At 64.0% G+C, this 12,716-nt stretch carries 9 protein-coding genes; 6 read left to right on the top strand and 3 right to left on the bottom strand.

The annotated features are described in order from the left end of the window. Genes V6M87_RS17230 through tssK form a run of 3 tightly spaced genes read right to left on the bottom strand, consistent with a single transcriptional unit; the run spans nucleotide 1 to nucleotide 4,752 of the window. Nucleotides 1–2,376, bottom strand: a complete 2,376-nt coding sequence (locus V6M87_RS17230; RefSeq protein ID WP_332877881.1) for a DUF2345 domain-containing protein — start codon at nucleotides 2,374–2,376, stop codon at nucleotides 1–3. After that, on the bottom strand, nucleotides 2,373–3,389 hold the full coding sequence (locus tag V6M87_RS17235) for a type VI secretion system Vgr family protein (RefSeq protein WP_332877882.1): 1,017 nt from the start codon (nucleotides 3,387–3,389) through the stop codon (nucleotides 2,373–2,375). Before V6M87_RS17235 ends, V6M87_RS17230 begins: the two co-directional genes overlap by 4 nt. A 7-nt stretch (nucleotides 3,390–3,396) precedes the next feature. Further along, nucleotides 3,397–4,752, bottom strand: coding sequence for a type VI secretion system baseplate subunit TssK (tssK, locus tag V6M87_RS17240; protein WP_332877883.1), 1,356 nt, complete (start codon nucleotides 4,750–4,752; stop codon nucleotides 3,397–3,399). A 198-nt stretch (nucleotides 4,753–4,950) separates the two neighbouring features. On the opposite strand from tssK, the gene tssF reads away from it, so the two are divergent. The 6 genes from tssF to V6M87_RS17270 all read left to right on the top strand — a co-directional run bounded on the left by tssF (nucleotide 4,951) and on the right by V6M87_RS17270 (nucleotide 12,619). Continuing rightward, nucleotides 4,951–6,795 (top strand): type VI secretion system baseplate subunit TssF, encoded by a 1,845-nt coding sequence (tssF, locus tag V6M87_RS17245; RefSeq protein WP_332877884.1) that lies wholly within the window; start codon nucleotides 4,951–4,953, stop codon nucleotides 6,793–6,795. Further along, on the top strand, nucleotides 6,759–7,883 hold the full coding sequence (gene tssG / locus V6M87_RS17250; protein WP_332877885.1) for a type VI secretion system baseplate subunit TssG: 1,125 nt from the start codon (nucleotides 6,759–6,761) through the stop codon (nucleotides 7,881–7,883). The genes tssF and tssG overlap by 37 nt, the downstream gene beginning before the upstream one ends. A 318-nt stretch (nucleotides 7,884–8,201) precedes the next feature. Continuing rightward, nucleotides 8,202–9,377, top strand: a complete 1,176-nt coding sequence (locus tag V6M87_RS17255) for a hypothetical protein (RefSeq protein ID WP_332877886.1) — start codon at nucleotides 8,202–8,204, stop codon at nucleotides 9,375–9,377. After that, nucleotides 9,374–10,495, top strand: coding sequence for a hypothetical protein (locus tag V6M87_RS17260; protein ID WP_332877887.1), 1,122 nt, complete (start codon nucleotides 9,374–9,376; stop codon nucleotides 10,493–10,495). The genes V6M87_RS17255 and V6M87_RS17260 overlap by 4 nt, the downstream gene beginning before the upstream one ends. A 44-nt stretch (nucleotides 10,496–10,539) precedes the next feature. Then, nucleotides 10,540–11,184 (top strand): hypothetical protein, encoded by a 645-nt coding sequence (locus V6M87_RS17265; RefSeq protein ID WP_332877888.1) that lies wholly within the window; start codon nucleotides 10,540–10,542, stop codon nucleotides 11,182–11,184. Between the two features lie 22 nt (nucleotides 11,185–11,206). Then, complete coding sequence (locus V6M87_RS17270; protein ID WP_332877889.1) at nucleotides 11,207–12,619, top strand: CsgG/HfaB family protein; 1,413 nt, start codon at nucleotides 11,207–11,209, stop codon at nucleotides 12,617–12,619. Nucleotides 12,620–12,716 lie beyond the last annotated feature (97 nt).

Below are 12,716 nucleotides of genomic sequence, written 5' to 3' on the forward strand. Positions count from 1 at the left end.
TTATCCACCGGGAAGGTTCGTTTTATCGCTCGGATTAGAAATAAACTTTGCGAGAACTTTCTCATAGAGAGAAATGTCATCCTTGTGTTTCTTCTCAAAAATTTCTAACGCTGCGCCATCGCCTAATTTTTTTATGGCCCAGTAATCGGCCAAAATATTTCCCTGCGCTTCCATATTATACGAGGACAGATTTTTTCTTTCATCTAAAGTGTATCTATAGTCAAGTCCGATACGTATGGCACCTCTAAACCGTACCCAGTATCCCAATTGATACTGCCATACGTGAACCATTTCGTGCATGAACCAAAGTGTGTCTCGAATCGTCGTCGAGAAGTCCGGTAAAAATTCTTTTGGGTTAAAATACATCTCGCCATTTGGCGTCATTGCCGTATCGTCAGGTTGCAATCCAAACCAAAGATATTCGCCATTGTGAATCTTCACCTTCGAATAGTCGATCGAATCAAAGAATATGCTTTGGGCCTCGGCGATTTCTCCGGGTGTCAAACCACGGGCTTCTCCTTCCGGTGTCTGCACGATTACTGACGAAGTACCGATGTCCCTTTCATTGGTGGAAACTTCAGTTACTTTTACTTTTAAAGCTTCTTGAGGTTGCTTTCGAGCGGAACAGCAGTCTTCCTGTCGGACTGGTACCAAAGTAGCTTCCACGATAGCCTGCGATTCACTCGTCACAATTCGTGCTGTTCTTCCTTCTTTGTCCGTTACGCCCGTTTGAATGGTGCCGTCGTCAAGCGTCACCTGATACTTGACGTTTGCGAGAAGTGCCTGGTTTTTGTTTTTAAACTGGATCTGTTCGTCGTGCAAATGATTCGACACATGAAGTGCGACTTGCTCCACGCGCGATTCAGGCAATTCGTTCAAGACCGTTGATCGCTTCGCGCCTGCGTCGATGAGATGCTGCCCACCCTTCGCCGTAAAATTCCCCGTGCAAGCAAACGTGATATCCCCGCCCTCGAGCGTGATCGACGACTGCCCCGCCTGCAGCACCACCTTCGCTTTGCCCTGGATGGCAATGACGTCATTGACCGACAGCGCCACCACCTCCTTGTCCGCGACAATCTCCAGCTGGTCCGTGTGCGCCTCGACCGACACTGGCTCATTCGCCGCAATCGCGTGGATGCCGCCGCCATGCGTGAACAGGCTGAGGTTGTTCCCCGCCACCGACGACAGCGTGGACCCGGCAGCCACGTGCAGGTCAGACTGGGTGGTCCAATGCAGCTGCTGCCCCGCACTGATCACGGTCGACGCGGCCGTCGCCCAGTTCATCGACGCCGCTGCATCGAACAGCACGGCTGGCGCGCCGAAGCGCTCCACCGGCTGCGCCGCATCGACTTCACGTGAACCGGCGCTGGCCTTGGCGGCAAGCTGGCCGTTCACCGGACCGTCATACTTCCCGTTCGCTGTCGGGTCGACCAGCGCAATCAAGTCGGTCTGTGCCTTGCAGGCATCCTTGCTGGCCAGCGCATGATGCTGCCCGGCCGATTGTGTCAAGGCCTCGTCGAGCGCGTGCGCGCCCTTGAACAGGGACACGGCCTCCTGCACATCCATCTGCGTCGACGTGACGCCAGTCCCCGCCGCTACCCGCGCGCTGGTCGACACCAGCACTCCCTGCGCCCCGCGCAGCGCAACCCAGGCATCCGTGCGCAATTCAAAGCCGCTACCGCGACTGGCGCCGCGCGTCGACGAGCCGGCGGCCTGCGCCACCAGCACACCCAGGCTCAACTCCGCTGCGGCACTGCTGCTGACCAGGCGCGTGCGCGGCTGCTCCTGGGTGTCGTCCAGCTGCCACTGGTTGTAGCCGCCACCGTCGAAATTCTCGGTGTGGATCCCGGACAGCACGCCGGCGTGGTTGGCGGCGGCATCCACGCCGCCCTGGAACGGCGGCGGCGCCACGCCGTTGTGTAACTGGCCGACGACAAGCGGCCGGTCGATGTCGCCTTCGACGAACGCCACCAGTACCTCGGTGCCGATGCGCGGGATGAACTGGCTGCCCCAGTTGGGGCCGGCCAGTCCTTCGGCCACGCGCACCCAAGCGCCGCAACTGGCGTCGCCCGGCGCGTTGCCGCCGCTGACGCTGCCGTGTTCCAGCCCGCCCGGATTGGGACGGACGCCACGCTGCCAGGGAAACTGGACCCTGACCTGGTGGTCGCGCGTGGTGGTCGCCACCGTGCCGGCCAAACCCACCACCAGCGCGACCTGCGTGCCGGACACCGTGCACGGGTGCGCCGCAGCCGTCGCCGGCGGGACCAGGGCGACGCTGTCGCGCACACAAGCAAAGTGGTTGCGGTAGGTGCCGCTCGCGAGCGCCGTCGAGCCCTTGATCCCGGTGCGCAGATTGTTGCGCGCCGCATGCGTCACCCATAGCACCGTAAACGCGTTCTCGCCGTTCGGAAATGGGCATGCTGGGTCAGCGTAAAACCGTGGCCGGCGGCCAGCCGTCGCACTGCGCCGGCGCCAATAAATGTCTTGTTGTCGCGCTCGAGGGCTTGCAGCATCCGTTGCCCGTGGTCGTCGGCGGCGCCGCCTGGCGTGGCCGGGCCGCTGGCGATACGTTCGCCGCTGCCATCGTAGACCTGCATCGCCGCCAGTTCGCCCGCGTCCAGCCGGGACGCCTGCTGCGCCGACGGCGCCACCAGTTCGGCCGGGTCCCAGCTCGACAGGGCCACGCCGTTCGCACACGCGCTGCGGCGCGCATGCCAGCTGTCGATGGCGTCGTCGACCTCGGTTGCGCGCACCCCGTGAAAGCGCAACACGGCGCCGCCCGGCGTAGCGGGCGCGCTTGCCGCGGCGTCGAAGATGACCAGGCGGTGGCCTTTTTCATCATGGTCGAAGCGCCAGTTCAGGCCTTCGGCGGCGAGCAGGCGGCACAAGAAGGCGTAGTCGTTTTCGCGGTACTGGGTGCAGATGGCGCGCGGCGCCGGCGCCCGTGCAAGGTCGAACGCGCACTGCACGGCCGGGTAGTCGGCCAGCAGGTCGGCGACGATGGCGCGGACATCCATGTCCTGGAACAGGTGGCTGTCGCGGCGCTGCTGCAGTTGCGCCAGCGCCGGTTCGATGCGCAGGCGGTAGCGCGCCAGGCCACCATCGGCACCCAGCGCGCCGGCGTACGTGCAGATGCCGTGCCAGACGCGCCGGCTGCCATCCGGCTGCAGCAGGCCGATGCAGAGTGCCTCCCCCACCAGCACGTCGATGTCGAGGTCGGCCGAGGTGGCCAGCGCATCGAGTTCGAACGCGAACAGTGCATTGATGCCTTCGAGGCCAGTAAACTGCTCGGCGACCAGCGCGGCGGCGACAGCTTGCTGCGTGGCGCAAGCGAGCGTGACGAGGCGCGCATGCTGGGACAGTGCGAGGAGATCGACGAGTGCATTCATGGCCGGCTCACGTGGTCAGCGCAAACAGCTGGAGTTTCAGTTCGGCGAAGGTAGACGGCACGTAGATCGACACCGTCTGCGCTTTTTTCATGCGCTCGATCATCGGGCCGCGCACATCCAGGCCGAAGTAGCACATGCCGGGGCGCACCGGCAAGGCCGTCGGCGGCTCGGCCGCGTGGGTCAGCCGCACGCCGGGGGTGGCGGACAGGACACAGTTGTCGACGTCGTCCGGCGCGCCGACCTTGAAGCGCAGCGGCACCGCCTGCACCAGTTCCAGCGCCGGCATCGCCGCTGCCACCGCGAGATAAAACGTGCTGGTGTCCGTGACCTTGCCACCCGCGTAGCTACCCTGGTAATAGCAGGGCCGCACTTGCTCGAGGGCGATGTCGACGAACTGGTTCGAGATCACCGTGCCGAGCAGCTCGTGGATGATGCGGTGGACGGTCGCGAAGCACGGCCCCGGGTCGCCATGCTGGTAGGCCGGCAGGTCGGCCAGCACCCATTGTTTCGAGAAGGTCATCAGCGCGCCGGCCACGCCCAGCAATTGCTCGTACAGCCGTTCCGGGTGCAGGGTGGGGTGGTGCAGATGGTGCGACAGCGTGGCGCAGGCGGCGCTGGCCGTGTGCAGCAGCCAGAACGAGGCGATATCGCCCGAGCGAAATTCGATCACGTTGCGGTTCGGTTCGCGGTGGTGCGCCAGCAGTTCGGCCACGCGCGCCTGCAGCGCACCCTGCAAAACGCGCAATTGCTGGTGCAGCGGCGCTGCGCTCTCGATGGACAGGCTGGGGGCGACGAACCCGGGGTCGAGCGTGAAGGCGCCGTCGCCCAGTGCGCGCACGCGCAACAGCGGCAAGTGCGTGTAGGCGTCGCGCGGCTCGAACTCGGACACCAGGCGTAGCGTCTTTTTCAGATAGGCCAGCTGGGCGTGCTCGGCCTTGGTGTACAGGTCGGGCGTGTCCTGGTTGGCCTGGACGAAACGCGCCGCATTGCTCGCTTGCCCCGGCTGGCTGAAATTGCCGCCGAACGGTTTCAGGGCGGGCAGGGCGGCGTAGTAGCTGATGGCCTGGCCGGCGGGGGCGCCGGGATCGAGGTCGATCGGTGCCGGCAACGCGTCGTCCCCGGAGGCGTCGTCGCCTGGTGCGTCGACCAGCTCGCCATCGGGAAAGCGCAGCGACAGGCGCAACAGGCGCAGCTTGCCGCTGGCGAGCGCCTCGACGTCGACCTCGAGATGCTGCACGCCCCATGCAAACGGGTGGACCGCGCGCAGGCTCGCATGCAGGCGCTGCTCATGGTATTGGTCTTGCTGCTGGAAATGGTGGGGCCGCAGGAACAGGCCTTCTCCCCACAGAACTTTGCCGCTCATCTGCGTGCCTTTCGCTGTATTTGCTGATGGTTGCCCGCAATCAAGCCGATCAACATAGCCGTTCGGCTTTACCCGCGGCAGGTAAAACGGGTGTGCTTGCGCTCGCTCAAGCGCACTGTGGCGCGCGCCCGTTTGCACTTTTTTTTCGTGCCCGGTTGTGTGAATATGGTTGCTGGTCGGCAATCACGGGAGCGCACAGTGGAAGACTTGTTGCCTTACTACGAGCGGGAATTGGGCTTCCTGCGCACCTATTCGCGCGAATTCGCCACGCGCTACCCGAAGATCGCCGGGCGCCTGTTGCTGGGCGGCGGCGCCTGCGAAGACCCGCACATCGAACGCATGATCGAAGCGTTTGCGCTGCTCAATGCACGCATCGCGAAGCGCCTCGACGACGACTATCCCGAGTTCACCGAAGCCTTGTTCGATGTGCTCTACCCGCACTTCCTGCGCCCGTTTCCGTCCTGTTCGATCGCCCGCTTCGACTACGCCGGCGTGGCCAAACAGCTCAGCGGCGCGGGCATACTCCCGCGCCACACCACCATGACCAGCCGGCCCGTGTGCGGCGGGCCATGCACCTTCCGCACCGCGTTCGCCATCAGCGTGGCGCCGCTGGCCCTGGTTGCGGCGCGCTTCGACGCCATCACCAGCCACCCGGCGGCGGTGCGCGTGCCGGCGGGCGCGGCGGCCTCGCTCAGCATCACGCTCGAGAGCGTCAGCGAGCAGGGCGGCGTGGCGCAGCACGGCGTGCAGCGGCTGCGCGTGTTCATCGACGGCGAACCGACATTTTGCGCAGCGCTGCGCGATACCCTGTTCATGCGCGCCGTAGCGGCCTGGGTCGAACTTCCCGGCAGCGGGCGCTGGAGCGCGCTGCCGGCCGTGCCGCTGGCCCCGGCCGGGTTTGGCGACGACGAGGCGCTGATCGACTTTCCGGCGCGCTCGCACAGCGCTTACCGCCTGCTCACCGAGTACTTCTGCTTTCCCGAAAAATTCAACTTCTTCGATATCGACCTGGCCGCGATCGGCGCCGCCATTCCAGCCGGCGCCAAGGCGGTGACGCTGCACCTGGCGCTGGCCGGACTGCGCAGCGATTCGTCCACCGCGCGTACCCTCGGCGCGCTGTCGGCCCAGCACCTGTTGCTTGGCTGCAGCCCGGTCGTGAACCTGTTTTCACAGCGCGGCGACCCGATCCAACTGAGCCATACCAAAACCAGTTATCCGGTCTTGCCCGACGGGCGTCGGCCGTACGGCTTCGACGTGTATTCGATCGATGCGGTCAGCATGGTGCGCCAGGGGCCGCAAGGGGAAACCATCACCGAATTCCGGCCGTTCTACAGCCTGCGTCACGGGCAGGCGCCCGAGCAGAGCGGCCACTACTGGATCATGCGGCGCGACGAGCACATGGCCGTACTGAACCCCGGTTACGAAACCGAAATCACCATCGTCGACATCGATTTCGATCCGGCCGACGTCGAGGTGCACACGCTGTCGATCCAGCTCACCGGCACCAACCGCGACCACCCGAGCCAGTTGCTGTACAACCAGCCGGAAGGCGACATGGTGCTGGTTGGCAGCAACGACATGAGCGCCATCCGGCTGCTGCGCAAACCCACGCCCAGCTGGCGCTTTGCGCGCGTGGGCGGCGTGCACTGGCGCCTCATTTCGCACCTGTCGCTCAATCACCTGTCCCTGTCCGACGGCGGCCTCGACAGTTTTCGCGAAATGCTGACCCTGTACGATCTGCCGCGTTCACCGTCCACCCAGCGTCAGATCGGCGGCATCCACGGCATTGCCTACCGCAGCGCCACCAGCTGGCTGCCGGGCAACCCGTTCGCCTGCCTGGTACGTGGCCTGGAAGTGCGCCTGACCATCGATGAAGATGCGTTCATCGGCAGCGGTATCCACGCGTTTGCCCAGGTCATCGAGCGCTTCCTGGGCCTGTACGTGCATGCCAACAGTTTTACCCAGCTGACCATCGTGTCCGTAAAAACGGGAGAATCATTATTGACATGCCCACCCCGCAGCGGCGATTTGCGCCTGCTGTAATCGCCCGCCTGTTTGCGCAGCCGCAGCGTTTCGCTTATTTTCAGGCGGTGCGCCTGGTTGAGCTATGGCTCAAGCGCCACGGCCGCGCCGCCGAGCGCCACCTGCCGCGTGGCGCGCTGGTGGCGCGCTACCTGCGCTTCGACAATTCGACCTCGTTCGCGTTTCCCGTGCACCAGTTGGAGGCGATCACGCCAGTGCCGCGCACGCTCGCGCGCGAGGCCGCGGCACTGGCTGCCGCCGTGCAGGACGGCAGCCTGCAGGCGATCCACCTGACGCCGACCTTCATGGGCCTGCTCGGTGGCCACGGCGCCTTGCCGGCCCACTACACCGAGCGCATCGCGGCGCACGTGGCGGCCGAAAAAGACGAGGGCGTGCGCGCCTTCTTCGACAGCTTTTCCAGCCGCACGCTGGCGCTGTTTTATGACGCCTGGCGCAAATACCGGGTCGAGCTGCAATACGAGGTGCAGGGGCGCGACCATTTCCTGCCGCTGGTGCTGGGCCTGGCAGGCCTCGGCAACCCGAGCCTGCGCCGGCGCCTGCTCGACGAAGCGGGCGGGCATGTGCTGGACGAATCGCTGGCATACTTTGCGGCGGCGCTGCAGCACCGGCCCGCGTCGGGCGCGCAGATCGCCCGCGTGCTGGGCGACTATTTCGACCGCCCGGTGCGCGCTGAACAATTTATTGGCAGCTGGTACGGCGTGCCGGCCGGCCAGCAAACCACGCTGGGCGGGCCCAACGCGCTGCTGGGTGCGGGCGCCCTGGCAGGTGCACTCGTGTGGCAGCGCGATCTGCGCCTGCGCTTGGTCATCGGCCCGCTCGACCACGCCGGCCTGCAAGCCTTTCTGCCCGGCGGCGCGGCGGCGCGTGCCCTGCACAGCATCGTGACGATGCTGACCGGGACGGCGCTGGAATACGAAGTGCAGCTGGTGTTGCGGGCGCCAGATGTCCATGGCGTGCAACTGGCCGGGCCGGCGCCGGCCCCAGCGCCAACTTTGCCCGCAGGCCGGCTCGGCTGGGACAGTTACCTGCTGTCGGCTGCCTCTGACCGCGAGCGCGACGACGTTCGCTACCTGGTCGGGCCGGGCTGACTGGGTAAGCCGGCCCTTGCCTGGCCCTCCGTTGTCGGGTCAAACGACGAAACACCACGACGTTTTAGCGAAATAACATCCACCTGTTGTGCATACGCCGCACATCCGCTGCTGCGCATGCATCCATCCAGCACCGCTCTTTTTTGACAAACTTTGTTCATGTCAGAGTGGAAACTGCTCGTCTCCCGCGCACGCGTACCACGATTTTTCCTTGTTGTCCGTTGGAATTAAACATTACTCTGAAAAAATGTTGCCGCATATAATTAAACATCCGCCATGCATACGCGTTGGCCTGTTGTTCCGCCTCCTGGAGAACCATTGAATTCGCAAAAAGCGCTGACCCAGCCATTTCTGCATGTCGCCCGTTGCCTGATGCTCGGCGCTTTGCTCCACCTCTCCACGGCCAGTGCGGCCGATGTCGCGCTGGCCGGTTTTGCCTACGCCGGCGACCTTGCCTCCAGTGCAGCGCGTTTCCCCGTCACCAAACAGCTCGAAGCGAGCCTTGGACCGCGCGGCATCAACGTCATGCTCGACAAGGCCATGCAGGGCAAGACGCCGGACAATTTCACGCTGGTGCCGCGCATCGAGAGCCTGGCCGGTCGCGACCAGGCGGTGGCCGTGGCGCTGGTGATGACCAGTGAGATGGTCAGCACCGAGGAAATCGGCGGTGTGGTGAAACTGACCGTGCAACTGCGCGGCCAGGCCATGTTCTTCGATTTCAAATCGAAAACAGTGTTGCGCGCCTATCCCCTCAGCTTCGCCTACCTTGATGTGCTGGCGCAGGCGCCGACGCAGGAACAGATCGCCGAGCGCATGCTGGCCCTGTACCAAGGCACGAATGGCAAGCCTGGCATCCTGGCGCGCTTTGCAACTGCGGTCAACCGTGCCAGCCTGCCGGCCAATGTGCCGCGCTTCGTTCAGGTCGGCAAAGTCACCATCGGCGACGAGGCGCGCGCCGCCTTTCCGCCCGAACTGGCCAACGGCGCCGGCGAAGCGTGGATTGCGGACATGTTTGGCGAAGCCCTGTCCGCCAAGCTTGGCATTCCCATCCTGCCGTATGCCAAGGGTTACGCGATTGGGAATGTGATGTCGATGACCATCGGCGACAGCACGGTGTTCAACTTGAAACTGCCGGAGCCGGATTATGTGTTGTCGGCCGACGTGGTCAAGCTCAAGAAAATCGTCTACTCCGAACAGGCCGCCGGCAAGAGCTTCGTCTACGGCACCCAGATGGACCTGCGCCTGGAAGAGCCGATGTCCGGCAAGGCTTATCTGCACAGCCTGGTGAAAAACGGTGAAGTCAAAGTGGTCTCCGCCCACCAGACCACACTCGACGATTTTCCTGCGTATGAAGACGCGATGCGGGGCCTGTTCACCAAGCTGGCGCGCGCCATCGGCGGGGAAGAAGCGGCATGGCTGAAATCTGCCGCGGCCGCCCCGGATATCAACCAACAAATGACCACCACCCGAGACCTCCTCCTGTTATGCAAATGAAACTGACCCTTCTTATGGCCGCCTTGCTGGCCACCTCCGCCGCCCATGCCGACGTCGTCACCGCCAAGGGCAAAGCGTCGGTGAAATACACTGAACGCTCGGTGAATGCCGAAAGCAAGGAGCGCGCCGTGTTTGCGGCCCAGATGAAAGCGATCGAAATGTACTTCGCCGAGGCCGGCGATGCGCAGGCAGAAAACCTGGACGCGATTCGCGAAACCATCCGCAAGGATCCGGAGCGCTTCATCCTCGAATCGACCACCCTGCAGGAAGACGACCGCACCGACCTGCACCAGTACACCGCCGTCGTGCGCGTGTCGCTCAATGGCTCGAACCTGCGCAACGCACTGAAGAAAGCGTCACCGGTCGGCGCGGCCGGCGAGAAATCGCAACTGGCCTTCGTGCTGGTGTCGCGCCAGGTCGATGCACAGACCAGTTTTGACGCCCGCGTCACCAAGCGCGCTGTCGTCACCGCCAACGGACAGGCAACGGCTTCACGCAGCGAAAAGGGCAGCGAAGGCGAAGCCGTCGGCGCAAGCAAGGTCAGCACCAATGCCAACAAGAACGTCAAGGCCAGCTATGCGGTCGAGCGCGGCGTGACGGTCGAGACGGGCGGCTCCACCGTGCAACGTGCGGACCAATCGACCTGGAAATTGATTCCCAGCCAAAATCTGAATTCCGTCATCACCCAGATCTTCAAAACCTCCGGCTACCGCGTGGTGGATGCGGCGTTTGTCGAGCCGATGACCAACGGGACATTCAAAGTGGCCGAGGTCGAAAACGATTACCGCAACGGCAACGACCTGAAAAGCGGCACGCTGGCGACGGTCGTCAACGGCATGCGGATTGCCAAGGTGCGCTATGTGGCGCTGGGCACGCTCGACGTCGGCCAGGCCGGCACCGATCCCGCCACCGGCCTGATGCGCGTTGCCGTCACGGCGAATGCCAAGGTGCTCGACCTGGGCCAGGGCATTCCGGAAACCGTCGCGGTGGCCGGCCCGGCCCAGTACGCCGGCACCGGTCCGACCGAGGACGAAGCCCGTACCAATGCCCTGAAAATTGCTGCCCAGACCGTTTCGCGCGAATTGACCAGCCAGCTGGCCAACGCCGGTCTGCGCTGATTCTTCCTTACTTTTTCCCCCGTTCCATTACCCTGGAGTTTTACATGACCCGTCTTGCCGCAGCACTTGTTGTCACCTTGATCACGCTCGCTCCTGTCGCCCAGGCCCAGTTCAGTATGCCTAGCCTGCCGGGCGTTGGTGGCAAAGCCGCCGGCTCCGGCGACCTGAGCGGATCGCAGGACGCGCTGGTCAAGCAATACGTCGATGCCAACAAAACTGTTTTGCAAGCCAATGCCCAGATCGCCGACGCCGTCGGACTGAAAGATGAAGCGGCGACCATGCGCGCCAGCAGCGAAAGCCTGACCGATGGCGCCACCAAGGGCAACCTGGCCGATGCCGACAAGGTGACCAGCGAGAACAGCAAAAAATTGACCGCTAAACTCAACGACAGCACCACCGTGCTAGATGCCGAAGGCAAGAAGAAATTCACGGCCGGCCTGGTGACGATGGCCAGCGGGATGGTGAAGTACGTTGCGATGAAGCCGAATTTCCAGTCGTTTTCGAGCAGTCTGAAAGGCGCGTCACCGATGATGTTGCCGAAGCTGCAAAATGGTGTCTACGTCGTCAGCTCGCTGCCGGGCAATGCGAAGAATCTGGGTTCGGCGCTGTCGAACGCGGTCAGCTTTGCCAAGTCGCATGACATCACGGTACCGAAAGAAGCGACGTCGGCACTCGGCGCCGGTTTCTGATCGTATGTCAGCAATCGTTCCAATGAAATGTAGCCCGGCTGCACTGGTGCTGTCCTTGCTGGTGCTGGCTGGCTGCGGCCAGAAAACGGAGACGCCAGCGCCCGTGGTCGCAGCGGGCGCGCCGGTTGCGGCCGGCGTGGCTGCGACGATGCCCGATGTCGGGAAAGTCGACACCGTCCTGGCCAAGGCCGACGGTTACGGCCCCACGCCTGCTGCAGCGACGGCCGACGCCATCAAGTCCGCCATTTTGCAAGTCAATGGCGCGACCATCGACACCAGCAGCGTGTCGGTCAAGTATGGCCTGGACGTGACCGATGGCGTCGATTCGGTGTCGCTGCGTGCCACCGAATTTGCCGAACGCGTCGCCCAGAAGTCGGGCGGCGCGATCACGCGCTTCAAGGTGTTGTCGCTGGATGCGCCAACCGTCAAGGGCGGGCCGTACAAGGCATCGATCGAAGCGCAGATTGCGCACTACACGGCGCCGGTCGACAAGAAGCTCAAAGTCGTGGTCGGCGCGCTCAAGTTCGACACGGACGCCTTCAATGTCGGCGGCGCGATGGTGCCGGCAGCCAAGGTGGCCGACGACATCCGCGCGCAGGTTTCTGCAGCGTTGACCAATACCGGGCGCTTCAGCGTACTGGAACGGGAAAACAGCGAGGAAATCGACCAGGAACTGGCGCTGATCCAGTCCGGCGCGGCGCCGCGTGCGGAAGCGGGCAAGCTGGGGCAGGCGGTCTCGGCCGACCTGGTCTGGATCGGGCACATCGATACGCTGGCCTATGAACGGCACGCGCGCGCCTTGCGCACCAGCGACCGTGAACTGGTCAGTTATTCGGGTGGCTGGGGCGTGTCGCAAAAGCTGGTGAATGTCGCCACGCGCCAGGTCCTGAGCGCCGATGCGCTGCGCGGCAGGGCGCCGGACGTTGCGCCGACCACCCTGGGCGCCGGCGTGAATACGGCGCAGGTGCTGGCCGACATGCAACGCAACATCGTGCGCGACATCGTCGCCTCGATCGTCGGCCGCACGTTTCCGATCACAGTCGTTTCCCTGCAGGGAACTGACGTGGTGCTGAGCCAGGGCGGCGACGCGGTCAAGCCGGGTGCGCGCTACGCGGTGGTGACGATGGGTGCCGAGATGAAGGATCCACAGACCGGTGAATCGCTGGGGCGTGTGGAAAAGGCTTGCTGCATCGCTGTCATCGACAAAGTGACGCCGAAGCTGTCGTATGCGCACCTGGAGCAGGTCAGCGGCACGCTGGCGGGCGTGGCGCCCGCGAGTTTGCAGTTGCGCGAGATGGTCGCGGCGCAAGCTGCTCCTGCGGCGGCGCCGGCGGTTGGTGCAGCAGGCACGGCGCCGGCTCGCGCGACCAAAGTGGTCAAGCCTGCCAGGGAAACGGCACCGGAAGCAATCTCGAAGGAGGACGGCAAGTGGTGATGTAGCACCTCGATGCAGCAGTTGGTGCAACGGGCCGCGACGATGGCATCCTCGCGGCCCGTCTTTTTGGCGCGGTTCGCGTTAGTGGCGATCAGGG

This window comes from Massilia sp. S19_KUP03_FR1 (assembly GCF_036688685.1).
Classification (GTDB): domain Bacteria; phylum Pseudomonadota; class Gammaproteobacteria; order Burkholderiales; family Burkholderiaceae_D; genus JALYUM01.